Source organism: Nocardia blacklockiae (assembly GCF_015477355.1).
In the GTDB taxonomy this organism is placed as follows: Bacteria; Actinomycetota; Actinomycetes; order Mycobacteriales; family Mycobacteriaceae; genus Nocardia; species Nocardia blacklockiae.
Map to the genome: position 1 here is coordinate 489,104 of NZ_JADLRJ010000005.1, position 25,095 is coordinate 514,198.

General features: G+C 69.4%; 16 protein-coding genes. All 16 read right to left on the bottom strand.

Annotation, left to right across the window (positions count from 1 at the left end; genetic code table 11):
• Positions 1-20: 20 nt before the first annotated feature.
• The 16 genes from IU476_RS18530 to IU476_RS18605 all read right to left on the bottom strand — a co-directional run bounded on the left by IU476_RS18530 (position 21) and on the right by IU476_RS18605 (position 25,091).
• Positions 21-221 carry a DUF5988 family protein gene (locus tag IU476_RS18530; RefSeq protein ID WP_195101714.1) on the bottom strand — a complete coding sequence of 67 codons (201 nt, stop codon included), beginning with the start codon at positions 219-221 and terminating at the stop codon, positions 21-23.
• A 61-nt stretch (positions 222-282) separates the two neighbouring features.
• Positions 283-1,827, bottom strand: coding sequence for an acyl-CoA carboxylase subunit beta (locus tag IU476_RS18535; protein ID WP_195101716.1), 1,545 nt, complete (start codon positions 1,825-1,827; stop codon positions 283-285).
• Positions 1,827-7,124, bottom strand: a complete 5,298-nt coding sequence (gene pks13 / locus IU476_RS18540) for a polyketide synthase Pks13 (protein ID WP_195101721.1) — start codon at positions 7,122-7,124, stop codon at positions 1,827-1,829. The genes IU476_RS18535 and pks13 overlap by 1 nt, the downstream gene beginning before the upstream one ends.
• Before the next feature lie 117 nt (positions 7,125-7,241).
• Complete coding sequence (fadD32, locus tag IU476_RS18545; protein WP_195101722.1) at positions 7,242-9,164, bottom strand: long-chain-fatty-acid--AMP ligase FadD32; 1,923 nt, start codon at positions 9,162-9,164, stop codon at positions 7,242-7,244.
• Between the two features lie 220 nt (positions 9,165-9,384).
• A complete protein-coding gene (locus IU476_RS18550; protein ID WP_195101723.1) occupies positions 9,385-10,422 on the bottom strand; it encodes an LLM class F420-dependent oxidoreductase in 1,038 nt (345 codons plus the stop codon).
• 141 nt (positions 10,423-10,563) lie between these two features.
• Positions 10,564-11,559, bottom strand: coding sequence for a cutinase family protein (locus tag IU476_RS18555; RefSeq protein ID WP_195101724.1), 996 nt, complete (start codon positions 11,557-11,559; stop codon positions 10,564-10,566).
• Positions 11,556-12,074, bottom strand: a complete 519-nt coding sequence (locus tag IU476_RS18560) for a DUF732 domain-containing protein (protein ID WP_195101725.1) — start codon at positions 12,072-12,074, stop codon at positions 11,556-11,558. Before IU476_RS18560 ends, IU476_RS18555 begins: the two co-directional genes overlap by 4 nt.
• Positions 12,075-12,297: 223 nt before the next feature.
• Entirely contained in the window at positions 12,298-14,178 is a 1,881-nt protein-coding gene (locus tag IU476_RS18565) for an alpha/beta hydrolase-fold protein (RefSeq protein ID WP_195101727.1), read from the bottom strand.
• 131 nt (positions 14,179-14,309) lie between these two features.
• On the bottom strand, positions 14,310-15,371 hold the full coding sequence (locus IU476_RS18570) for an alpha/beta hydrolase (RefSeq protein ID WP_195101729.1): 1,062 nt from the start codon (positions 15,369-15,371) through the stop codon (positions 14,310-14,312).
• A gap of 349 nt (positions 15,372-15,720) precedes the next feature.
• Complete coding sequence (locus IU476_RS18575) at positions 15,721-16,749, bottom strand: alpha/beta hydrolase (protein ID WP_195101731.1); 1,029 nt, start codon at positions 16,747-16,749, stop codon at positions 15,721-15,723.
• A gap of 219 nt (positions 16,750-16,968) precedes the next feature.
• On the bottom strand, positions 16,969-18,048 hold the full coding sequence (locus IU476_RS18580) for an alpha/beta hydrolase (RefSeq protein ID WP_267466492.1): 1,080 nt from the start codon (positions 18,046-18,048) through the stop codon (positions 16,969-16,971).
• A 347-nt stretch (positions 18,049-18,395) separates the two neighbouring features.
• Positions 18,396-19,442 (bottom strand): alpha/beta hydrolase, encoded by a 1,047-nt coding sequence (locus IU476_RS18585; RefSeq protein ID WP_438944035.1) that lies wholly within the window; start codon positions 19,440-19,442, stop codon positions 18,396-18,398.
• Between the two features lie 227 nt (positions 19,443-19,669).
• Positions 19,670-21,577: an arabinofuranosyltransferase AftB family protein gene (locus tag IU476_RS18590; RefSeq protein WP_324194133.1), complete on the bottom strand. Its 1,908-nt coding sequence runs from the start codon at positions 21,575-21,577 to the stop codon at positions 19,670-19,672.
• Between the two features lie 52 nt (positions 21,578-21,629).
• Entirely contained in the window at positions 21,630-22,562 is a 933-nt protein-coding gene (locus tag IU476_RS18595; RefSeq protein WP_195101737.1) for a decaprenyl-phosphate phosphoribosyltransferase, read from the bottom strand.
• A 1-nt stretch (position 22,563) separates the two neighbouring features.
• Positions 22,564-23,160 (bottom strand): phosphatase PAP2 family protein, encoded by a 597-nt coding sequence (locus IU476_RS18600; RefSeq protein ID WP_195101738.1) that lies wholly within the window; start codon positions 23,158-23,160, stop codon positions 22,564-22,566.
• A complete protein-coding gene (locus tag IU476_RS18605; RefSeq protein WP_195101740.1) occupies positions 23,157-25,091 on the bottom strand; it encodes a glycosyltransferase in 1,935 nt (644 codons plus the stop codon). The genes IU476_RS18600 and IU476_RS18605 overlap by 4 nt, the downstream gene beginning before the upstream one ends.
• Positions 25,092-25,095 lie beyond the last annotated feature (4 nt).

A 25,095-nucleotide genomic window follows, 5' to 3' on the forward strand; every position in this document is an offset into this window, starting at 1 on the left:
GGCGGGTCGCCCCTCGCCGGTCACGGTTCTACGCGCCCCGTCCACTCGTAGACCGGCAGGCTGCCCTCGTTGGTGTCCTGCCAGCGCGGGGTCACCTTGAAGCGCTCGTACCCGCCTTGGAACTGCACCCGCAGTTCGACACCCGGGGGCGTGATCGGAACGATCCGCTGCGGCAGATCGGCCGGCCCACCTTGGAGCACGGCCTTCGGTGAGGTTCCCATAGCTGAAGGCTCTCACACCGGACGTACTCCACCGGCCGAATCCGCAAAAGACACCCCGGTCCTACAGCGGCAACAGGTGATGCTTGCGCGGGTTGCGCTGGAGCTTCTTGTCGCGCAACAGGTGCAGGGCCCGGCGGATCTCCAGCCGGGTGGTGGCCGGCTCGATAACCGCGTCGATGAAGCCGCGCTCGGCGGCCACCCACGGGTTGGCCATGGTGGCGTTGTAGAAGTCGATCATCTGCTGCCGGATCGCCGCGCGCTGGTCCTCGGGCGCGGCCTCGATCTGCTTGCGGCCGATCAGGCTGACCGCGCTCTCCGCGCCCATCACGGCGATGCGCGCGGTCGGCCAGGCCAGGTTCACGTCCGCACCCAGCTGTTTGGAGCCCATCACCGCGTAGCCGCCGCCGTAGGCCTTGCGGAGCACCACGGTCACCTTGGGCACCGTCGCCTCGACGAACGCGAACAGGAACCGGCCGCCCCGCTTGATGACGCCGATCTTCTCCTGCTCCACGCCGGGCAGGAAGCCGGGGGTGTCCACCACGAGCACCAGCGGGATGTCGAACGCGTCGCACAACCGCACGAAATGCGAGGCCTTGTCGGAGGCGCGGGCGTCGAGCGCACCGGCGGAGACCATCGGCTGGTTGGCGACCACGCCGACCGAGCGACCGTCCACGCGGGCGAAGCCGGTGACGATATTGAGCCCCGCCTGCCCGCCGACCTCGTGGAACTCGCCGTCGTCAAAGATGCGCAGCAGGATGTCGTGCACGTCGTAGGCGGCGTTGTCGGAGTCCGGGATGATGCCGTTGAGTTCCCGGTCGGTGTCGGTGATCTCGGGCTCCAGGCCCGGGTTCACCACCGGCGGCACCTCGTGGCAGCTGGTCGGCATGTAGCTCAGGTACTGCCGCACCCAGTCGAACGCGGCCCGCTCGTCCGGGGCGACGTGGTGGATGTTGCCGTACTCGGCCTGGCTCCGCGCGCCGCCCAGTTCCTCCAGGCTGACGTCCTCCCCGGTGACCTCGCGAATCACCTTCGGACCGGTGACGAACATGTACGCCGCTTCGGTGGCGACCACGACGTCGGTGTTGATCGGCTGGTACACCGCGCCGCCGGCGCAGCTGCCGAGAATCATCGAGATCTGCGGCACCATGCCCGACAGCGGCTCCACCCGCAGCGCGATGTTGGCGTACCAGGCCAGCGAGCTGACCGCCTCCTGCACGCGGGCGCCGCCGGAGTCCTGGATGCCGACCACGGGGCAGCCGACCTTGGCCGCAAACTCCATGACGGTGCACACCTTGCGGCCGAACATCTCGCCGACCGAACCGCCGTACACGGTCTGGTCGTGCGAGAACACCGCCACCGGGCGGCCCTCCACGAGCCCGTGCCCGATGACCACGCCGTCGCCGTACAGCGCGTCCTTGATGCTCGGATTGCGCACCAGCGCACCGATTTCCACGAAGGTGCCCGGATCGAGGAGCATGTTGATCCGGTCGCGTGCGCTCGGGATGCCCTTGCGCGCCCGCTTGGCCACCCCCGCCTCACCTGCCGGTTCCTGCGCGAGCTCGAGCTTCTTCCGCAGGTCGGCAAGCTTCTCGGCGGTCGTACTCACTAGATTCCTTTCGGGATCGCAGCCAATTTCTGCGTCAGGTCCGCACCGATGGTGGCGATGCGCGGCTCGTCGATGATCTGGAGGTGGTCGCCCGGGATGCGGACGATCTCCAGGTGGGGGAGGTAGTCGTCCCAGCCGCCGTTGGGCTGCCGTTCGGCGAAGCGGGGCTCCAGCTCGATCATGCCGTCGTGGTAGCGGTCGGCGAGGTAGAGCACCACGTCGCCGTCGTAGTGCGACGGCTGCGCCTTCTCGAGTTCCCGGCTGTCGAGCCAGGACGTGCGCTGGTGCTCGATCACGCCGCCGGGGATCTTCACGTCCGCGAACTTCAGCAGATCGGTGATGATCTTGTACTGCTCGGCGTCGGACGCGTCCGCGAGCTCCTGCAGCATCTCGTCGTCCAGCTCGCCCTCGATGCCGTAGGTCTTCTTCGCGAAGTCCTGGAAGCGCTCGATGCGGGCCCGCCGCCCGGCCGGGCTGCTGTCCTCCGGCTCGACGGGGAGCGCGAGATCGATCAGGCCGACGAGCCGGACGTCGTCGCCCTCGGCCCGCATCAGCTGCGCGACCTGGAGCGCGAAGACCGCGCCCAGCGACCAGCCGTAGAAGACGTAGGGCCCGCCCGGGTGCAGTTCGCGGATCTTCGGAACGTACTGGCGCGCACGCTCTTCCATCGATCCCTCGACCCGCTCGAAGCCGTACATCGGGGTGTCCTCGGGCAGCCGCTTCAGCAGCGGCTCGTACACCAGCGTGTTGCCGCCCGAGGGGTGGAACACGAAGACCGGCACGGCATCCGAGCCCTCGGTGCGCCCGCGCAGGGTCCGCACGAAGCCGTCGACGTCGCCGGAGTCGTCCTGGTGCTTGCGCACGATGTCGGCCAGCTGCTCGATGGTCTCGCAGTCGAGGACGTCGTCGATGTCGATCTCCGCGCCGACCCGCTCGGACAGGCGGGCCACCAGCTTCGCGGCGGTGTCCTCGTCCAGGATCGGCAGGGTGTCGAAGACGCCGCCCGGCGACTTGCCGGTGATGGTCGCCCAGGTCGCGTAGGTCAGCCGCTCGGCGGCGTCGCGCGGGGGCACGTTCTCCTCGGCGGATTTCGCGGCTCCGTCGCCGAACAGCGCCGCCTGCGCGGGGGCGGTCGATTCCTTTGCGGGGGCGGGCTTTTCGGCCGCGGTCTCGGCCAGCTTGTCCTTCACGACGGCGGCCGGGTCGGCCCCGGACTCCATGGCGGCGCGGGCCGCGGCGACGAAGTTGTCGTCGACGGTCAGCGAACCGCCCTCGGCGGCTTGCTGTTCGGCCATGGCGGCCACCTCGTCGCGATGCTCGATGGCGTAGCGCAGCACCTTGGACACCTCGTTGAGGCTGGCGTCGCGCACGGCCGACACCTGCAACTGCGGGATGTCGAACTCGTACTCCACCCGGTTCTTGATGCGCATCGCCATCAGCGAGTCCAGACCCAGCTCCATCAGCGGGATCTCCATCGGCAGGTCCTCGACGGCGTAGCCCATGGACTCGGCGACGATGATCGCCAGCCGCTGCTCCACGGTCTGGGAGCCGTGCGGATCCCACCTGTCGCCGACGGTCTCGGCGACCACCAGATCGGCTGCGCCACCGGCGTTCTCGGCCTCCGCACTATTACCGCCACCGTCCCCCGTCATTCCGGCATGCTTTTGGTCGGAATCGCTGTGGATCCCGGCCAAAGACGTGCCGGGATGACTGGTGGAGGACGCGCCGGGACGACTCGAGGCCGACCCACCCGTGACCACGGCCTCGAACAGCAACCGGAACGCGCCGTCCTGCTCGCCGTGCACCTGCACCGACGCGCCGCCGAGGTGCGGGGTGAGCGTGGTGGTCAGGTTCCCGGACGCGGGCAGCGGGGCATGCGCGACGGTCGCGCCGACCGCCACGTCCGAAAGCACCTGCGCGGCAGCGGCACTCACCAGGTCGGCGAGGTCGGTGACGGCCGCGGCGGACACCTCCCAGGCGTGCCGCCCGTCGGGCAGCGCGACGTGCGCGCCCGGCGCCCGCCCGGTGCCCGCACCCGAGGCGACGGTGATCTTCGGCCAGTACTCCTTGCGCAGGAACGCCGTTCGCGGAATGTCGGCGAACTCCCCGGCGGGCAGCAGCGACGGCAGATCGACCCGGTGCCCCTGCACATACAGCTGCGCCAGCGCCGCGATGATGCCAGCGGACTCGTCCTCCTTGCGCTTGAGCGTGGGGATGAGCGCCGCGTTGTGCACGCCGGCCGCGAACGTGGTGCCCAGGACCTGCATCAGCGCAACGGAATTCGGCGCCAGCTCCAGGTAGGTGGTGATGCCGGTCTCGACGGCCTGCCGCACGGCGTTGGTGAAGTACACCGGATGCCGCATGTTGGTGACCCAGTAGTCCACGTCGTGCACCGGTCCGGAGCCCGCGCGGTACACGGCGGCCTTGTGCACGGTCGAGTACAGGTCGGCGGTCAGCTTGGTGGGCTCGATGCCGGCCAGCTCGGCCGCCAGCTCGCCCAGCAGCGGATCCATCTGCGAGGTGTGCCCCGCGCCGCGGGTCTGGAGCACGCGGGCGAACTTGCCCTCCGCCTCGGCCCGCGCCACCACGGCGTGCACCTGGTCGGGCGGGCCGCCGATCACGGTGTTGGTGGGCGCGGCGTACACCGCGACCTCGAGGTCCGGGTAGTCGGCCAGCACCTTCTCGATGTCCTCGGCGCTGTACTCGACCAGCGCCATGTTGCGGACGTCGGCCTCGGTGAGCATCTGCTCGCCCTCGCCCATCAGCCGCGACCGGGCGCAGATCACCCGCACGGCGTCCTCGAGATTCATGCCGCCGGAGATGTAGGAGCCCGCGGCCTCGCCCTGCGAGTGGCCGACCACGCCCTCCGGCTCGGCGCCGTGCGCGCGCAGCAGCGCGGCCAGGCCGACCTGAATGGCGAAGACGCCGACCTGCGAGGTGCCCACGTCCCAGTCCTGGGCGTCGTCGAGGATCATCTCGGTGACCGAGTAGCCGGCCTCGTCCTGCACCAGCTCGTCGACCTCGTCGACGGTGCGGGCGAAGATCGAGTTCTCCAGGTAGAGCTGCTTGCCCATCTTGCGGTGGTGCGAACCGAAGCCCGACAGCACCCACATCGCGCCCTTGGCCGCGGGGGCGTCGGCGGTGAACACGCCCGGCCCCGGCTTGCCCTCGGCGATGGCGCGCAGGCCGGCGACGGCCTCCTCGTGCGTCTTCGCCAGCACCGCGCCGCGCGAGCGGCCGTGGTTGCGCTTGGCCAGCGACCGCGCCACCGACTCCAGCGAAGCGGCCTGTCCCGCTTCGGATTCCAGCCAGTCGGCCAGGTCGGCGGCGGCCCGGCGGCGCCGCGACGGCAGGTACGCCGACACCGGCAGGATCACCGGCAGCGGCTCGGTGCGCTCGGCGGTCCACTCGGGGGTCTCGGCGGCCGCGAGTCCGGCGCTCTCGGCGACGGTGGGCCCGGCGGCCTCGGCCACCGAATCAGCCTCGGCCGCATCGGCTTCCGCGAGCACCGCCGCGGCATCGGCGACGACGCCGGTGTCCTCGTGATCCAGATCGATGTCGGCCGCACCCGTCCGCGCCGCGGCGGGCACGTACTCCTGGATGACCACGTGCGCGTTGGTGCCGCCGAAGCCGAAGCCGGAGACGCCGACGGTGGCCGTGCCGCTGTAGCGCGGGAACTCGGCCGGCTCGTCGACGACCTTCAGATTGGCCTGCTCGAACGGGATGTACGGGTTGGGCCCGGCGAAGCCGATGTTCGGCGGAATCACGTTGTGCTGCAACGACATGATGATCTTGGCCAGACTGGCCGCACCGGCGCCCGACTCCAGATGCCCGAAGTTGGTCTTGACCGAGCCGAGCAGCGCGGGCTGGTCGGCCGCGCGGCCCCGGCCGATGACCCGCGCCAGCGCGTCCGCCTCGATCGGGTCGCCGAGCAGGGTGCCGGTGCCGTGCGCCTCGACGTAGTCGACGGCGGACGGCGGGATCCCGGCGTCGCGGTAGGCCCGGCGCAGCACGTCGGCCTGGGCGTCCGGATTCGGCGCCAGCAGGCCGTTGGAGCGGCCGTCGTTGTTCACCGCGGAACCCTTGATCACGGCCAGGATTCGGTCCCCGTCGCGCTCGGCGTCGGCGAGGCGCTTGAGCACCACCATGCCGCCGCCCTCGGAGCGGACCATGCCGTCGGCGTCGGCGGAGAACGCCTTGATGTGGCCGTCCTTGGCGACCGCGCCCGCGCCGTCGAAGCCGAGGGTCGCGAACGGCGCGAGGATCATGTTCACGCCGCCGGCCACCGCCACGTCGGCGTCGCCGCCGCGCAGCGCCTGCACGGCCTCGTGCACCGCGACCAGGGTCGAGGAGCACGCGCTGTCCACGGAGACCGACGGCCCGCGGAAGTCGTAGAAGTAGGACACCCGGTTGGGGATGATCGAGGAGACGCTGCCCGTGATGCCGTAGGCCGCGGCCGTCGCCGGGGTGTTCGCGTCGACCGGGGCGCCCGCCGCGATGGCGGCCAGGAACATGAAGTCGTTGCCCGACGAGCCGATGAACACGCCGACCGGCTGACCCTTCAGGTCGCTGGCGGGAATCCGGGCGTGTTCCAACGCCTCCCAGGTCAGTTCCATCACCAGCCGCTGCTGCGGGTCGACGCGCTCGACCTCGATCGGCGACATCGCGAAGAACTCGGCGTCGAAGCCCTTGACCACGTCCTGGTCGAGGTAGCCGCCGCGGGTGTTGGCCTGCGCCACCGCCTCGGCCAGCCGCGGCTCGGCGGTGAACTCCGACCACCGGCCCTCGGGCAGCTCGCGGATGCCGTCGCCGCGGTTGATCAGGAACTCCCACGTCGACTCCGGCGTGGTGCCCGCGCCCGGCAGCCGGGTCGACAGGCCCACGATCGCGATGTCGTGCGCCTCGCCCGGCTGGTAGCCGGCGGTATAGAAGGAATCGTCGGCCGACTCCGCGGGCTCCTCGGGCACGCCGCCGGCGGCGATCACCTCGGCCAGCGAGCCGATGGTCGGGTGCTGGTAGACGACGGTAGCGTTCAGCATCACGCCGGTGAGTTCCTCGATGTCCCCGCCGAGGGCCAGCGCGTCGCGCGAGGCGAGCCCGAACTCCTCCATCGGCCGGTCCACGGTGATCTGCTCGACCGGCTGCCCGGTGGCGTCGGCGACCCAGCGCCGCAACCACTCTCGCAGTTCGGCCACCGACATCTCGCTGCCCGGCGCGGCCGCCGCGGTGTCGTCGGTGGCCGCCTCGCTCGCGGGCGAAACGGCGTCGGTCGTCTGAGTGCCCTCGTTGTCAGCCATCAATTCCTCAAGCTACCTGGGTGCGGGTATCGGGTGGGCAAGGATCGACAGCCAGTATCGCAAGGTCGCCCGGTGCACCGGCGCGCGCCGGGACCGAGCGACCGAGGAGACCGTCGCTCACTCTTCCTCGGGAGCGTCCGGGAAGGCCTGCTGCGTGTGACCGCCGCGCAGCGTGCCCTCCAGATACTCGGCCCGGCAGGCGCGCCGGGCGATCTTGCCGCTCGAGGTGCGCGGGATCGAACCGGCCGGCACCAGCAGCACGTCGCGCACGGTCACGCCGTGCCGCTGGGAGATGGCCGCGCGCACCGCGTCGGCGATCGGCTGCGGATCGGCCTTGTGCGCGCCCGGGCCGCGCTCGGCCACGATCACCAGCTGCTCGGAGGCGTCGTCGGGGTCGTACTTCAGGCCCGAGTGGCTGTCGGACTGGAAGACCTCGGCCGGCAGCTGGTTGGCCGGCACCGAGAACGCCGCCACGAAGCCGGGGCGCAGCAGCTTGCTGGCCTCCTGCGCCGAATACTCCAGGTCCTGCGGGTAGTGGTTGCGGCCGTCGACGATCACCAGGTCCTTGACGCGGCCGGTGATGTACAGCTCGCCGTCGATGTAGACGCCGTAGTCGCCGGTGCGCATCCAGATGGCGTCGGCCGGGGTGCCCTCGGCCTTGCTGCCCTCCGGTAGGCGGTTGGCGAGGATGTTCTTGAAGGTCTTGCGGGTCTCGTCCTCGCGACCCCAGTACCCGATGCCGATGTTGTTGCCGTGCAACCAGATCTCGCCGACCCGGCCCTCCGGCTGCTCGCGCGCGCCGGCCGGGTCGTCCACCGATTCGGCGTCGACGATGGCCGCCCACTGCGACAGCGCGACGTAACCGCAACTGACCTGGGCGATGGCATTGGGCGCGTGCTGCTCGACCTTGACGATCCGGCCGGCGTTGAGCTCGTCGCGATCGACGTAGATGACCTTGGCCTCGTCCTCGGCCCGGGTCGCGGAGACGAACAGGGTCGCCTCGGCCATGCCGTAGCAGGGCTTGATCGCGGTCTTCGGCAGGCCGTAGGGAGCGAAGGCCTCGTTGAACTTCTTCATCGACGAGGTGGTGACCGGCTCGCTGCCGTTGATCAGGCCGATGACGTTGGACAGGTCCAGCGTCTCGCCGTTCTTGGGCAGGCCGCGCGCGGCCGCGTGCTCGAAGGCGAAGTTCGGTGCGGCGGCGAAGGTTCCGGCGCCGTCGGACACCGCGGCCAGCTCCTTGATCCAGCGGCTCGGCCGCCGGACGAACGCACTGGGCGACATGATGGTGATGAACTTGCCGCCGATGGCCGGCAGGATCACGCACAGCAGGCCCATGTCGTGGAACAGCGGCAGCCAGGTCACGCCGCGCGAGTTCCAGTCCAGGTTGATCGCGTTGATCATCTGCAGCAGGTTGGTGCCCACCGCGCGGTGGGTGATCTCGACGCCGGCCGGGGTGCGCGTCGATCCCGAGGTGTACTGCAGGTAGGCGATATTGTCCACGGTGATGTCGGGATAGGTCCAGGACTCACCGAGCGCGTCGGGCACCGCGTCCACGGCGATGACGCGCGGGCGCTGCGCGGCCGGCAGCGGGCGGAAGAACTGGCGCACGCCCGCGGCGGAGGAGCTCGCCGTGAGGATGGCCGAGGGCTTGCAGTCGCCGAGCACCGCGTGCAGCCGGTCGGTGTGGCCGGGCTCGTCCGGGTCGAACAGCGGGACCGCGATGGTGCCGGCGTAGATGGCAGCGAAGAACGACACCACGTAGTCCAGGCCCTGCGGCGCCAGGATCGCGACCCGGTCGCCGGGCTTCGTCACCTGCTGCAGGCGCGCGGCCACCGCGCGCAGCCGGATGCCGAATTCCTTCCAGGTCAGGTCCTGGTACTCGCCGTCGCGCTCACGGGAGTAGTCGATGTAGCGGTAGGCAAGCGTGTTCGCGTCGTTGCGGGTGTGCTTCTCGACGTAATCGACCAGGGTCCGGCCCTCGGGAATGCTGATATTCCCGGATTCGTCCAGGTAGTCGTCGAAAGTCTCGTCCGTCATTCCTTCTCCTCCGAGGCGCACGCAGCACGGCGCGATGGCCGCTGTTACCTGTGAGGCCCCGACTCTCTTACGCCCGCGGGCGCTCTGTGGTGCAAGAGCATGCCTGCAGCTTTTCCGGCGATCTGCGCGGTGACCGCCTATCGGCTAGATGTACTCAAACCAGGGACATGTTACAGAGCAGGTCCCGACGCGGTCCCCGGAGCGAGCGAACATGACTCGGTCACGCCTCCCGCAGTAACGGGATCACCGGCGCGAAGGCATCCATCTGGGTCGGAAACACTCCGACATAAGACATCGAGGTGAGTTTGCGCACGTTACGAATCTGCTCGGCTATCTCCTCGAATGTGCCGATCGCCACATAGGGCGATGTGAGAATGTCCTCGACCGAAAGCTGGACGTCCACCTCGAGATCAGGATGCAGGCCCTTCTCGATGGCCGACAACGCCATCTCGGCGGTACGTTCCCGGTCGTCGGTGATCACCACGGCGGTGATCGTCCAATTCAGCTCGATCTCGGCGAACCGGTCGCCGGCCGCCTGCTTGATCAGGTTCACCTTCTCGACGGTCTTGTCGAGGGTGATGCCCGAGAGCAGGCCCTTGCCGTTCTTGGTGGTCTGCGGAACCACCGAGATGATGTCGGCGTGCTTGGCGGCCAGGCGCAGCATCTTCGGGCCGCCGCCACCGGTGACCAGCGGCGGGCGCGGGCCCTGCCGCGGGCGCGGGGTGCCCTTGATGCCGCGCACCTGGTAGTGCTTGCCCTCGAAGTGGCACTCCTGGCCGCGGAGCAGCACGTCCAGGATGGTCAGCGTCTCGTCCAGCTTCTCCAGCCGCACGCCGGGCGACTCGTAGGGGATGCCGGCCGCCTCGAACTCGCTCTTGATCCAGCCGGCGCCCACGCCCAGTTCCAGCCGGCCCTTGGACAGCACGTCGATGGTGGCGGCGTCCTTGGCCAGCACCACCGGATGGCGGAAGCCGTTGGCCAGCACCGAGGTTCCGATCCGGATCCGTTCGGTTGCCACCGCCAGGGCGCCCAGCGCGGCGATCGGGCCGACCTGCGGGCCGAGGTGGTCGGGCACGGCGAAGGAGTCGTAGCCGTACTCCTCGGCCTGCTGCGCCAGCTTGACGAACTTGCGCGCCCCGCCCTCCTGCTGGTTGCCCTCGCCGGCGGCCGCGAACCGGAACTTGCGCGGCGGCGTACCCAGCGCAGTCACCTCGGCGGCGTCCGATGTACGGCTCGCCGTGGTGGCGGCTTCTGTCATTACCTCATGCTCCTGGCTGTCCGGAATGGCTGCGACGCCGGGCCGATCCGAGGGGAAGCGGCTCCGGCGTCGCGATCATCGCTGCACTTTACAGCGTGCCCTCGAAACCATGGGGTCCTCGGGGTTGACCCCTGTTAACAGTCACGAATGAGGCGGGTGCGGCGCGCCGTTGATCAGGTCCGTCGCCCAATTCGCGGTCCACTGCGTGGCGGTCGTTCCGCTGTCGTCGACCTGGAAGGTGTTGTACAGCGCGTGCACCGGGTTGCCGACGGCCCTGACCAGCGTGAGCACGCTCGGGATCATGTTGAACGGGTTCAGCGCCTGCTTGGGTGCGTCGCAGATCAGGTCGCCCGGCGCGCAGATGGTGTAGGTCTTGCCGGCGAGTTCGCCGAAGCCGCCCGGCCGCGACCCGGTCATCTTGATGCCCGGGACGTCGAGGCCCTTGAGCGCCACCTCCGCGCCCACCCCCGGCGGATTCGGCCCGACCTCGGTGGCCTGACCCGTGCCGAAATCGCGCCGGCCGTCGGCGATGAGCATCACGCCGAGCACCCGGTCGGCCGGCACCGGGCCCTTGCCCGCGCCGATCTGCGCGGCGATGTCGCCGCCGATGACCGCGCCCTGGGAGAAACCGGCGATCACATAACTGGTGAGCGGGCACTCCTTGGCCATCGACGACAGCTCGTCGAGGGCGCGCCGGGTGCCCTCGGAGCGGCTGTTGTTGTAGGACTGCTGGCCGTCCGGCGGGAGCGCGATCGGGTTGGAGAACTGCGCGACGTACGGGACGGTGAAGACGTCCAACCGGCTGTCGGGGAACTGCTCGCGCACCGGATTGCTGACATTGAGCATCAGCGAGGCCGGATTGGCGCTCGGATTGTGCGGGTCGTCGTTGCTGTTGGACTCCCACGTGCCCGGAATGGACAGCAACTGGACGTCCGGGCAGGTGGCCGGTTGGCTGGTCGGCGGCCCCGGCTTGGGCGGCGTGGGCTTGGGCAGCCGCAGCGGGCCGGCCAGCAGGTACCACAGCAGCAGCACCACGAGCACCAGCACGACGATCCCGGCCAGGAACAGCAGACAGCCGGGACGGCGGCGCCGGCCGCGACCGACGCCTCCCGGCGGACCCGAACGTCGCGCGCTCACTTGTTGCAGTAGGCCTGGTTCGCGGTGTCGATGTAGATCCGGCCCGCCTGTTCGACCGACATCTTCTGCGGGTCGAAGTTGGGATCGGAACCGGCCATCGCGTTCACGTACGTGGCGATCTGGTCATCGGGCAGACCGGAGGACTTGCCCTGGCAGACGAAGCTCGCCGTGGTCACCGCGATGTCGGGGGTGGGGTTCAGGCCGCGCTTCTTCAGCTCGTCGATCAGACCCTGGTCCTTGTCCGACAGTTCGGCGGTATTGCCCGAGGCCGCGGGCGGCTGCGCCGGCTCCGGCCGCTCGGCCGCGCTGGTGCTGGGCTCGGCCGAGGGCTGGGCGCTCTCCGCGGGCGGGACCTGCACCACCGACGGGATGGTGGGCCCGGCGGCGGCCGTGGTCGAGGTCTTCAGCGTGGGCGTGCTCGTCGCGGTCGAATCGTTGTCGCCGCAGGCAGCGAGCAGGCCGACGGCGGCGAGCGACACCACGACACCGGTTACCTTTCCACGGGTCCGAAGCATGAATTCGTTTCCTCGATCTGTCACAGCCAACAGGACGCGTCCAGGCTACTTGTATTTCGCTCCGCTGCGCTCCGCTGTTCGTGGCCCCCGAAGCTCGGTTCTTCCCTCCTCCGCTCCTCCGCTTCGCTCCCCCGCTCCGTCAGTCCAGAACCGAGCGGGGCCACGAACCCCATGGCGGCCGTCCGGTACTGGCATTTCAGGCCCGCGCTCCGCGGCACCGTGGTCAGACTCCGTGGATCTCGGGTTTGCCGTCGCGGACGACGACGAATCCGGTCTGGAAGTTCTGCTGGACGCCTCCCGGCACCGGGAATTCGTCGCTGATCGGGTAGCCGAGGCGGCCGTTCTCGAAGCCCTGGCGGCCCCACGCCTCCATGATCAGCCCGTTGCGCACGGCCCAGGCGCCCGACAGCGGGCTCCAATAGATATTGCCGCCCTCGAACGCGCTCACCCGGCCGAGGTCCTTCAGCGGCTGCTCTTCCGCGGCCGGGAAGCCCAGCGGGCTGTTCTCGAAACCCAGCTGCGCGTACTTGCCGAGGATCAGGCCCTGGACGCGATGCGCCCCGGTCTTCTCGCTGAAGTACATCGGGCCGTTCTCGAAGCCCTGCACCGCGCCGCGCTGGTTCGGGGTCGGCTGTTCGGGTCCGGTGGGGTAGCCGGCCGGGCCGCCCTCGAATCCCTGTGCGCCCCACTCCTGCAGCATCGCGCCGCGCACCACCTGGGCGCCGGTCTGCGGCGTCCAGTAGACCGAGCCGTTCTGGAAGGCCTGGAACCGGCCGCGCCCGTCGGGCAGCGCCCGGTCGTCGGTGGTCGGCAGGCCCAGCGGGCCGCCCGGCCCGGCCGCGGCCTGGTAGGTGCCGCCGATCATCCCGGCCACCGGGTGCGCCCCGGTCGACGACGACCAGAACACCCGGCCGCCCTTGAAGTCCTGCGCGGTCCCGCCGGGAACCTGGTACTCGGGGGTGACGCAGTCGCCGAGCCAGCCGCTGCCCTGCGCTACCGCGGCGATCGCTCCGCCGGGCGCGCAGTCGGCATTGCCGCCCTCGACACCCAGCGCGGCGGCCGCCTGCGGCCAGGACTGCCGCATCTCGAAATCCCAGTACGGCCAGGTGTGCGTGCCGGAGGCCCGGTAGCTCACCTGCACCGGGATCGACAGCTGGTTCAGCTTGCCGACGAAGTTCTGACTGGTCAGCCGGGACAGGATCTCGAGGCCCATGCCGGCGTAGTTGGTGCTGATCGCCGGGAGGTCGGGGTTCGGGTTGTCGAAGGCGCCGGTGGTGCCGCTGCCCGCCGACACGTACAGGCTGACGCCCTTCAGCTTGTCCGCCAGTGCGTACGGGTCGTGCGCGGCCCACTCCGGGTCGCCCGGCGGCCCCCACATGGCGGCGGCGTCGAAGCCGCCCGCGTCGCGCATGGCGAACATGATGGCCTGCGGCATGCCGAGCGTGGTGGTGGTGAGGAAGCCGGAGTAGGAGGCGGCGTGCCGCACCCAGCCCGGGTTGCGGCCGGCCAGGAACATGGCGGCCGTGCCGCCCATCGAAAGGCCTTCCACGCCACGCGAGTTCGTGGCCCGCCACTGGTTCTCCAGCAGCGGCGGCAGTTCCTTGGTGAGGAACGTCTCCCACTTGTAGTTCTTGCCGTTGTTCGGCTGCGCCCAGTCGGAGTAGAAGCTGGACTGGCCGCCGATCGGCAGCACCACGGTGACGTTCTTGTCGGCGTAGAAGTCGACCGCCTTGGCGTCCTTGGTCCAGCCGCTCTCGTCGTCGGTGGCGCGCAGGCCGTCGAGCATGTAGAGCAGCGGGAATCGGGCCTCCGGCCGGATGTTCCAGTCCCGCGCCAGCAGCAGCTGCACCTGCACCGGTGACCCCATCGAGGGCGAGTCGACCCACAGCGACACCCGCCGGTCGGTCAGCCACACGGCTTTCTGCACGCTGGCCCCGGCCACCGCCGCCGGGGCGGGCTCGGGCTGGGCGGTAGCGATCGCGGTGGAATAGCTTGCCGCCAACGGCAACACGGCGATGGCGGCGAACGCCCCCAGCCTCGCGCAGCTCAGCCGCGTCCGAGCGCGTCGCGCTCTCCGCCGCCGAAGATTTGCCACACCTGCCACAGGAGTGTTGTACCTCGCTGCGGGCGGGGAGCCGCGCACGACGCGCGGTAACCGGTCGACTTACCCCCGAAACGCGATGGGGCGCCGCGTGGTCGAAACCACGCGACGCCCCAGGGCGACGTGCGTACCGGTCAGCCGGCGTTCAGCGCGGCCAGGATGCCCGGGCGGGCCTTCCACAGCTCGTCCTCCCAGTACTTCCAGGAGTGCGTGCCGTTGGCCGGGAAATCGTAGGTGGCCGGGATGCCCAGCGAGTTCAGCCGGGACTGGAACGAGCGGCTGCTCACCATCGAGATCGCCTCGAGGGCCATCGCGTTGCCGGTGTTGAACAGGCCGACCGCCGAACCCGGGTTGTCGTGCGGGCCGGGCAGACCGCTGCCGGAGGAGATGAACATCGGCAGGCCGCGCAGCTGCGGAGCGAAGACCATCGGGTCCGAGCGCAGCCACTGCGGGCTCCACGGGGCCGCCATCGAGTCCACGTTGAAGCGGCCGGAGTCCAGCATCATGACGCGGATGGCCTCACGCATGCCGGGCGCGTTCCAGTTCAGCGGGCCGGAGAACGCGGCCGCGTACTTGAACTGGTCGCGGTGGAAGGCCGCCAGGCGCAACGCCGCCGGGCCGCTCATCGACAGGCCGCCGACGGCCCAGTTGTTGCGCGAGACGCCGTAGTCGGCGAGGAAGGTGGGCAGTTCCTGGGTGAGGAACGTCTCCCACTTGTAGGTGAACTTCTGGCCGTTGGTGTTGCTCGGGGCCTGCCAGTCCGCGTACCAGCTGGACTGGCCGCCGACCGGCATCACCAGGGTGACGTCGTCGTTGCCGAACTGCTGCTGCGCGTTGGTCTCGAAGGACCAGGCGTTGCGGTCGTCGCGGGCGCGCAGGCCGTCGAGCAGCAGCAGGGCCGCGTTGCCGCCGTTGCGGGCCCACTGCACCTGCACCTTGACCGGGCCCATGCTCGACGGGACCATCAGCTCTTCGTAGCCACCGGCCGGAGTGCGGTGCACCGGGGCCGCGATGGGGTTCGCCAGCGCGATCGTCGGGGTCGCGGCGGCCGCCGCGAGCGGGAGAGCCAGGGCCGCAGCGCCGACGGCGAGCAGCCGTGCGCGCCAACCGAACTGAGCATTTCGCCGTCCTGGCTGGACCGTCTCCGACGCGAGCGTCGAATCGGACGCCGGCGCGGCGGATCTGCCGAAACGCATGGATCTTGCTCTCTTTCTGCTGCTGTAGTCTGCGGTTGTAGCCGCGCCGCGAGAGCACATTGCTATCGACAGCGCGGGCTGCGCTCATCTCAGATCCCGACCTCCGACATGAACGACGGCGCTTCCACGAACTGGTCACACTTGCGCTCGCTGGACGATATTCGACCGGCCAACCGTTAGCAAGATGGAACGAACCGCGTGACCGAAATCCGCCCGTGCACCTTTCGTAATGGTGCGGAGACCCTATCGCGTCCGACCGGTGATTGTCGCGTCGATCGAAAAACGCCCTGCCGTCCCCGCTTTCGCGGTGCGGGCGAAAACCGGTCCGGCGGACGCGGCACATGCGTGGTTATCCGAGATTGGCGCTGAGATCGGGCAGCATCTTGTAGACCTCGTCGGTCCAGTAGTGCCAGAAGTGCACACCCACCGGGGTGTAGTCGAAAACCGCATTGGCGGTGCCGAGACTGTCCTGGAACGCCCGGGTGTTGGCCAGCGCGACCGCCTCCAGCACCTCGGCATTGGTGAGGTGATAGGCGTCGATGGGACTGCGCACCGCGTCGCGCGGCCCGGGCAGCCCGTTACCCGAGGAAATCCACAGCCGAGTGCCGTTCCGGCGCAACAGCGGAGCGAAGTAGGTGGGGTCGTTGCGCTGCCAGCGCGGATCCCACGGCGGCCCCCACATGGCGTCGATGTTGAATCCGCCGGCATCCAGCATGGCCGCGCGCAGCGCCTCCCGCATACCCGGGCCGGAAAGATTCAGATATCCGGAATAGGAAGCGGCGTAACGGAATTGGTCGGGATGGTAGGCGGCCAGGGCGAGCGCCGCGCTGCCACCCATGGACAGGCCGAAGACGCCGTTGCCGACCGGGTTGAAACCCAGCCGTTCGCGTAGCGCGGCGCGCAGATCGCGGGTGAGGAAGGTCTCCCAGGTATACGCCACGGTCTGCCCGTTGGTATTGCTCGGCGCCGCCCAGTCGCTGTAGAAGCTGGACTGTCCGCCGATCGGCATCACGACGTTGATGTTCCACTGCGAGAGCACCCGGGATATGTCGGTGTCGATCTCCCAGCCGGACAGATCGTTTCGCGCGCGCAGGCCGTCGAGCGCGTACACCACCCGCTCGGTATTGCCGTCCGCGGCGCGGAAGACGCGGTTCTTGATCATGCCCATGTCGGAATCGACCCAGAAATCGAAACCCGCGGGATCGTAGGAGGCGGCCGCGGGGCCGGGAACCGACGCGAGGGTCAGCGCCGCCGGAATCAGCACGGCCAGCGCCGTTCCCGCCACCCCGCGGGCGAGGCGCCGAATGCGCCCGCCCCGCCCGCGCCGTTCCCGGTCGTCCCCACCGGCAACTTCTCCGCACCACCGCACCGACCGCATCGAACCGACCTTTCGCCCGTGCGGTCACACCGACCGCAACCCGAGATGCATGACGATCGACAACCGCCGCCGAAGGCTTCTCGCGCTGCCCCGAAGGTTTCGGCGTTAATTCATCGACTCTTCTATCGGCAGGCATTCGGAACAGCCGCCCCGGAAACGCGTGGCGAGACCGAATCGTGACGGAAGCCGGTTATTTGCCGAGAAGGGTCGCTGTACTCGCTAACCGATGTTGGCCGAGAGGTCCGGAATCATCCGGTAGGCCTCGTCCTGCCAGTTGAACCAGTCGTGCACGCCGACCTCGGGGAACGAATAGACCACGTTCTGCGCGCCCAGCGACATCATCCGGACCTGGAAGGCGCGCGTATTGGCCAGCGCCAGCGCCTCCAGCGGCGCCCCGCGCACGATGTGGTCGGCGGCCGCGCCCGGCGGCAGCGCCCAGTCCTGCGGCGAGGGCACGCCGCTGCCGGCGGCGATCCACAGCCGGGTGCCGTTCGCGATCAGCTGCGGCGCGAAGACGAACGGGTCCATCCGCAGCCACTGCGGGCCCCACGGCGGCGCCATCGCGTCGACGTTGTAGCCGCCGGCGTCGATCATGGCCGCGCGGATCGCCTCGCGCATGCCGGGTGCGGAGATGTTGAGGTAGCCGGAGTAGGAGCCGGCGAAGCTGAACTGGTCGGGATGGTAGGCGGCCAGGGTCAGCGCCGCGCTGCCGCCCATCGAGAGACCGAACGCGCCGTTGCGGTCGGCCCGGAAGCCGAGCCGGTCGCGCAGCGCGCTGCGCAGCTGGGAGGTCAGGAAGGTCTCCCAGTCGTAGCGGTAGCTCTTGCCCGGGCCGTCGAGGAAGGTCTCGGTGGCGCCCGAACCGCTGGAGGAGCCGAATCCGGTCGGCCCGATGCCGAAGAACGAACTCGGCGCGTTCCAGTCGGCGTAGAAGCTGGACTGCCCGCCCACCGGCATCACGACGTTGATGTTCCAGTCGGTCAGGACCTGCGCGACATTGGTCTCGATCTCCCAGCCGTTGAGCGTCTGGGGCGCGCGCATGCCGTCGAGGGCGTAGACCACGCGGTCGGTGTTGCCGTCCTTGGCGCGGAAGATCCGCGACTTGATCGGGCCCATCACCGGCGAATCCACCCAGAAGTCGAAGCCCGACGGATCGAAGGCCGCCGCCGCGGTGGCGCCGCTGCCCACGACGGATACTCCCAGTGGGAGCGTCATCGCCAGCGCCATGCCCAACACCGAACGCTTCAGCCACGAGCGGCGCACTCCGCCGGGTCCGGGCTTCCTCCGCGCAAATCGCATCGAGTTCGACCTTTCACTCGAGAACGGAACGCGCTCGTACCCTCGCTACGCGCCCGGCCCTCATCTTCGGACAACACAGACAAAACCGTCGACGTACAGAGAACGTCGGTGTACTGCAGGTACTGCGTTACGAATCGAGTATCGGCGATCCGGTGTTGCGATAACGTGATTCAACTCGGAAATATGTCGAACAGTGACCCGCGACACACGGTAACTCTTCGCCGGATTCGGGCCGCCACAACCGGCCGACGGCAGCAAATATTCAGCGCCCGGCGCGAAACAGGGTGCGGGAACGCCGAAGCCCCGCGCGGCCGGGGCCGTCGCGGGGCTTCGGAATACTGCCTGGGTCAGCCGATATTGGCCGAGAGGTCGGGCAGCATGCGGGCGACCTCGGTCTCCCAGTAACGCCAGTTGTGCACGCCCACGGCCGGGAAGTCGTAAGTGACGTTGCCGGCGCCCAGGGTCATCATGCGCACCTGGAACGCCCGGGTGTTGGCCAGCGCCAACGCCTCCAGGCCCATCGCGTTGAGCGTGTTGAAGTTCGGGCCGTCCACCGGACCGGGCAGGCCGCTGCCGGCCGAGATCCACAGGCGGGTGTTGTTGGCCTTCAACCGCGGCGCGAACACGAACGGATCCATCCGCAGCCACTGCGGGCCCCACGGCGGCGCCATCGAATCGATGTTGTAGCCACCGGCATCGATCATCGCGACGCGCAGCGCCTCCCTCATACCGGGCGCCGAGACGTTGAGATAACCGGAGTAGGAACCGGCGAAGCTGAACTGGTCGGGGTGGTAGGCGGCCAGGGTCAGCGCCGCGCTGCCGCCCATCGACAGGCCGAACGCGCCGTTGCGAGTGGAGCTGAAGCCCAACCGGTCCCGCAGCGCGTTGCGCAGGTCGCGGGTCAGGAAGGTCTCCCAGTCGTAGCGGTAGCTCTTGCCCGGGCCGTCGGCCAGCACCTGGGTCGCGCCGGAGCCCGAGGCCGAACCCGACGACGAGCCGGAGATCGGCGGCAGGCCGAGGAACGAGCTGGGCGCGTTCCAGTCGGCGTAGAAGCTGGACTGCCCGCCCACCGGCATCACGACGTTGATGTTGGCCCGGGTGAGGTCGGCGGCGATGTTGGTCTCGATCTCCCAGCCGCTGATGTCCTGCCGGGCACGCATGCCGTCGAGGGCATAGACGACCCGGCTGGTGTTGCCGTCGGCGGCCCGGAAGACGCGGGTCTTGATCGGTCCCATCACCGGCGAATCGACCCAGAAGTCGATGCCCGACGGATCGAAGGCGGCCGACGCGGTGCCGGCGCCTGCCACCGACACCCCGAACGGCAGCAGCGTCGCCAACGCGACGCCGAGTACCGATCGCTTCGCCCAGCCGGCCCGTCGCGAGCCTTGCTGCAGCGACCGTCTCCGACGTCTTTCCTGCGCCCAACGCACAGTCACGCCTCGCATATTCTGTTCGGCCTTTCCCTTGTGCGGCCGGGCTCGGCCGCTTCTTGCGGATCCCCGTCGCAACGCATACCACGACGCGCCCCCGACGGACGTACTCATGGGAGCCTATCGCTTCGACACCACGCCAGCGTTACCAAATCGAGACGAAGTGACCGACAGCATTGTGTTATCGGTCCCTAATTGGGCACGACCGGGGGGATCGGGTCGACCAGGCCGCAGCGCTGGATCTCGTACTTGGGCACGCGGTCGATGCGGTACTTCGAGAAGTGCAGCGCCTGGATGATGTTGTGCTTGAAGCGGTCGACGGTCAGCGGGGCGCGGTAGGAGGCCAGCAGGTCCTGGGTCGCGGGGCAGGACAGTGCCGTGCGGGCTTGGATCACCCACTTCTCGTCCAGGAACCACGGCATCCACGGGTGCCGGTCCACCATGCCGGTGTCGACCACCACCCAGTCGGGGTAGAGGTTCTTGTCGTGGCCGATGCGGCCGTCGACCAGCCGATCGGTGTGCGCGGCCAGCGGGTAGGCCAGGCCCTCCTGATCGATGACGCGCACGTCCAGCGGGACGTTCATGCTGGTCATGCCGAGATTCAGGAAGTACACGGTGTGGCCGTAGCCGCCCTCGGGGATGGGCAGCGGCGGCGGGGCGACGTACCACATCATGAACGACGGCGAGTTGATCAGCAGCCCGCCGTCGGGGGTGTTCTCGATGGCCTCGACCATCGCGCGCATGCGCGGATAGTCCAGGTAGTCCTCGGACAGCACCGGGTGGTCGTGGCCGCTGTTGAGCACGTAGTAGATCCGCTCGTCCACGATGCCGGTGGCACTGAGCTGGCTGCCGGAGGTGTTGGCGACGGTGTCGGCCGCGAACATCGCCCAACCGATCGTGACGACCCAAGCCGCCAGCGGCAGCGCGAACGACCACCGGGCCAGGCCGCGCAGGCCTTGCGTGCGCAGCGCCGCGGCGGGCAGCCGGACCGGCAGCACCGCCACCGGCAGCAGCAGGATGAACAGCTGCGGCAGCAGCATCCGGCCGTGCATGAAGTCGCCGCCGACCCGAATGTTGAACGCCACCAGCAACAGTCCGCCGACGAGCAGCAGCGTGACCACCCCGGCGGGCGTGCGCAGGCGACGCTGCCACCGGCGCAGCCGGCCGTCGGACTCGTCGGCCGCCGCGGTGGCCGAGCGGCGTGAGCGCAGCAGCACGATCGCGATGACCAGCAGGACCGCCAGCGGCAGCCACAGGAAGTACGGGCCGACGAGGTCCCACAGATAGACGAAGCCCTGCCCCCACTTGGCGCCGCCGGCCTCCTTGGCGACCGCGGTGTTCGGATAGGGCAGCCCGTAGTAGCCCATCCGCCAGACCTGGTAGCCCAGCGGCACCGTGCCGCCGGCGACCACCAGCGCCGCCCGCAGCACGATCGGCCGCAGCCGCGACCGCGGCATCGGCGCGCAGAACACCAGCAGCAGAACCAGTCCGCCCAGCACGGTGATCTCCGGCCGCACCAGCCACGACAGGCCCGCCCAGAACGCCAGCCCGAGGTAGCTCGCGACACCCGGCGCGGCGGCGCGGCTCCAGCGCATCAGCAGGTACCACAGCACGCCGATCCAGAAGATGACCAGGCAGTTCTCCAGCCCGGAGGTCGCGTAGTCGCGAGCCGGGGGCACCGCCACATAGACCAGGGCGCCCGCAGGCAGCAGCAGCTGACCCGCGGTGCCGCCCCACAGCTTCGCCGACCCGAGCATGGCGAACACGACCGCCAGCACCGACAGCGACAGCGCCACGGCGAGCACCACGTACTCGAGCCGGGCCTGGGTGACCCAGCTGAAGAACCAGACGACGTAGGTCCACGCGGCGCTGGTGTTGGTCTCCACCCGCTCGCCCGCGTTGAACACCGGCCCGTTGCCGGCGAGCAGATTGCGCACGGTGCGCAGCACGATCAGTCCGTCGTCGGCGATCCAGCGGCGCTGCCAGGCGCCGGCCGCGAACAGGACCGCGGTGAGTGCTACCCCACCGACGAAGGTGGCTCGGGACAATCGCGCGAAGCGGGAGGCGCTCGCCTCCCGCTCTCCCTCGCCGACCGCCAGCGTGCTGGTCGGCGGTCCGTCTTCGCGCTCTTCTCCCTCTACCAGCCTCTCGTCAGGCGAGATAGACAGCGACACCTACCGCTCCGATCCAGGCGATGGCCAGGAACTGCAATATGCGGTCCCCCAGCGCGATCTCTTCGGGTTCACCGGCCTCGCCGCCATCGACGTCGACCGCGTAACGCAGGATTGCGATCGTAAACGGAATCATCGAGATCGCATACCACTGGGTGTCCTTGTGCTGCTGTTGCTGAAATGCCCACAGCCCGTAGAAGACGACGACCGCGGTCGCCGACAGGGTCCAGATGAAACGTAGGTAGGTGGGCGTGTAGTACTGCAGCGACTTGCGGATCTTCGCGCCCGTGTCGAGCGCGATCTTCAACTCGGCGTAGCGCTTTCCCGCCGCCATGAACAGCGAACCGAACGCCATGATCAGCAGGAACCATTGCGACAGTTCGATACTCGCCGCCGCGCCGCCCGCGACAGCGCGCAGCAGGAAGCCCGAGGACACGATGGAGATGTCGAGCACCGCCTGGTGCTTGAGCCCGAAGCAGTAGGCCAGCTGGATGGCGATGTAGACCGCCATCACCACGGCCAGGTGCCAGGACGCCGCGAACGAGATCGCGACCGATCCGACCAGCAGCACCACGGCCAGCAGGTAGGCGAGGTTGACCGGAACCACCCCGGCCGCGATGGGCCGGTACCGCTTGGTCGGGTGCGCCCGGTCGGCCTCCACGTCCTTCGCGTCGTTGATCAGGTAGATGCCCGAGGCCGCCAGGCAGAACACCACGAAGGCGATCCCGACGTGCCCCAGCACGGACACGCTCGAGACCGCGTCCTTGCCCGCCGCCAGCGGAGCCGCCAGCACCAGGACGTTCTTCACCCACTGGCGCGGCCGCATCGCCTTGACGAGGCCGCCGGCCAGGGTCTTCGGCGGCCCTTTGATGACGGCCTCGTCCAGGTCGACGCTGGTCGGCTCTTCACTCATATCAACGACGGTTCTTTCCTGTGCGGTCACGGGCTGTTCTCTTTTCGGCGGCGAGCACGGCGGCTGCGGAGGCGGCGCCCAGCGCGGACCCGGCGAGCACATCCGAGGGGTAATGCACCCCGAGCACGATCCGGGACAGCAGCATCGGCGGCACCAGCACCGCAGGCAAGGGTAGCCCGGTGAGTCGTCCGAGCAATACGGCCGCCGCCGTGGTGGAGGTGGCGTGCGACGACGGGAAGCTGAGTTTGCTCGGCGTCGACACGTTGACCTGCACCGACGGATCGTGCGGGCGGGGGCGGCGGACGACCCGCTTGATGATCACCGAGGCGGCGTGCGACCCGAACGCGCCGACCGCGACCCCGGCCCACTGCCGCCGGCGGCGCTTGTCGACCAGGGCTCCGGCGGCGCCGACGGCCATCCAGCCCAGCGCGTGCTCACCGAAGTGCGACATCCCCCGGGCGGCCTTGATCACGCCGGGATTGCGGCCGATCGTGCCCTGCACCAGATTGAGGATCTTGACCTCGGCGGGCGCGGGCGCGGGCTCGGGCACGACGTGCAGGTGCGGCGGCTCGGCCGAGTCCGGTACTGCCGCTGTCATTTCGCACTCCCGTCGATTCCGAACGCGTTCTCCCACGCCGCGGTGCTGGTCAGTCGCGGATGTGCGGCACGATACTGCTCGCGCAGCGCCGGGAAGCGACCGGCCAGCTCCCGGCGCAGCCGGATCGCCTCCTTGAACAGGCCCCAGGCCTGGCGCGGGTCGCGCTTGCGGTAGACCACGCCGCGCCCGTCGGCGGTGGTGACGGTGACGCCGTCGACCTGCGAGAGCAGGAACCAGCGGGCATCGAGAGTGGGGACGTTGAGCTGCGGGCGGTCGTGGTGCTCGGTCTTGGCCGGGCGCAGGTTGTGCACGATGCCCTTGCCGAGGCGGACGATCTTGGCGATCGGGTTGCCCGGCTCGCCCACCGCGCCGACATCCGCGCCGCTGGGCAGCGGCAGCTCGGTGGACGAGGGCAGCGTGACCGCGTCCGGGAAGTCCTTGCGCAGCCGGGCCACGTCGCCGAGCGCGCTCGGCAGCAGCTCGAACAGCCGGTCCGGTCCCGCCAGGAAGTCGCGGATCGCCTGGTTCTGGATGGCGACCGTCGAATACTCCAGGCACAGCAGGTGTTTCAGGGTCGCCTTGACCGTGTTGACGATCATCGGGCGGCCGTCGTTGCCCAGGTGCAGGGCCGCGACCACGAGCCGGTTGCGCAGGTGGAAGTACGCCTGCCAGTCGATGGCGTCGTCCTTGTCGCTCCACGCCATGTGCCACACCGCGGCGCCGGGCAGGGTGACCGTCGGGTAGCCGGCGGCGCGGGCGCGCAGGCCGTACTCGACGTCGTCCCACTTCAGGAACAGCGGCAGCGGCTGGCCGATCTCCTCGGCGACGACCCGCGGGATCACGCAGGTCCACCAGCCGTTGAAGTCGACGTCGATGCGCCGGTGCAGCAGCTTGGAGTTGTCGCGGTCGCGCAGCGGGTACTTGGAGAAGTCGTGGTCGTACTCGACGTTGGGGGCCGCGGTCCACATCCAGATGCCGCGGTCGACGACCTCGCCCATGGTGTGCAGGTGCGAGCGCTCCTGCAGGTTCAGCATCTGGCCGCCGACCAGCGTGGGCGTGCGGGCGAAGCGGGCGAAGGCGAGCGCGCGCAGGATGCAGTCCGGCTCGATCTCGATGTCGTCGTCCATGTAGACGATGTACTGGGCGTCGGTGGTCTTCAGCGCCTCGTACATGACCCGGCTGTAGCCGCCCGAGCCGCCCAGGTTGGGCTGGTCGTGGATGGCCAGCCGGTCCCCCAGCACGGCCGCGGCCTCGGCGAAGCCCGGCTCGTCGACCGCCTTGCGGTTGCCCTGGTCGGGGATGATGACGGCCTTGATCTTCGCCAGCACCAGCGGGTCCGAGCCCAGCGCCGCAAGGGTTTTCACGCAGTCGGTGGGCCGGTTGAAGGTGGGCATGCCGACCGCGATGCTGCCCTCGCCCGGCGCCTCCACCGGCGCGTACCAGCCGCCGCTGCGCAACTCGACCGCGGAATCGGTGGTGATGTCGAACCAGATCCAGCCGCCGTCCTCGAACGGGCCGAGGTCTACTTCGAATTCGAGAACGATCGAAGAGTCACCCCCCACCACATTCCCGGCACGCTTTTCGCCGGGACCACTGAACTCGTTGCCCTCCACATGGATTCGCGAACCGTCGGCCTTGGAGCGGTACACGTCCACGCGGCCGTGGCCGGACAGCTCGAGCCGCAGCACCACCGACTTCAGCACCGTCCAGCGCCGCCAGTAGCTGGCCGGCACCGCGTTGAAGTAGGTGCAGAACGACACCTCGGACTCGGCGCCGATCGACAGCGAGGTGCGCGTGGTGGCGTGTGCGCGCCGGGCGTTGGTCTCCGACTCCTCGAGGTAGAGGGTGCGCACGTCCAGCGGCTCGCCCGGGCGGGGCAGGATGATGCGCTGCAGCAGGGATTTCGCGCGGGTCTCGGTGGTTGTCGTCATCTCT

Bases quoted from the DNA above. Each gene is read 5' to 3' on its own strand.
- IU476_RS18600 (WP_195101738.1), bottom strand. From the start codon at position 23,160: ATGACAGCGGCAGTACCGGACTCGGCCGAGCCGCCGCACCTGCACGTC.
- IU476_RS18595 (WP_195101737.1), bottom strand. From the start codon at position 22,562: ATGAGTGAAGAGCCGACCAGCGTCGACCTGGACGAGGCCGTCATCAAA.
- IU476_RS18530 (WP_195101714.1), bottom strand. From the start codon at position 221: ATGGGAACCTCACCGAAGGCCGTGCTCCAAGGTGGGCCGGCCGATCTG.
- fadD32 (WP_195101722.1), bottom strand. From the start codon at position 9,164: ATGACGGACGAGACTTTCGACGACTACCTGGACGAATCCGGGAATATC.
- IU476_RS18560 (WP_195101725.1), bottom strand. From the start codon at position 12,074: ATGCTTCGGACCCGTGGAAAGGTAACCGGTGTCGTGGTGTCGCTCGCC.
- IU476_RS18580 (WP_267466492.1), bottom strand. From the start codon at position 18,048: ATGCGATTTGCGCGGAGGAAGCCCGGACCCGGCGGAGTGCGCCGCTCG.
- IU476_RS18605 (WP_195101740.1), bottom strand. From the start codon at position 25,091: ATGACGACAACCACCGAGACCCGCGCGAAATCCCTGCTGCAGCGCATC.
- IU476_RS18550 (WP_195101723.1), bottom strand. From the start codon at position 10,422: ATGACAGAAGCCGCCACCACGGCGAGCCGTACATCGGACGCCGCCGAG.
- IU476_RS18575 (WP_195101731.1), bottom strand. From the start codon at position 16,749: ATGCGGTCGGTGCGGTGGTGCGGAGAAGTTGCCGGTGGGGACGACCGG.
- pks13 (WP_195101721.1), bottom strand. From the start codon at position 7,124: ATGGCTGACAACGAGGGCACTCAGACGACCGACGCCGTTTCGCCCGCG.
- IU476_RS18570 (WP_195101729.1), bottom strand. From the start codon at position 15,371: ATGCGTTTCGGCAGATCCGCCGCGCCGGCGTCCGATTCGACGCTCGCG.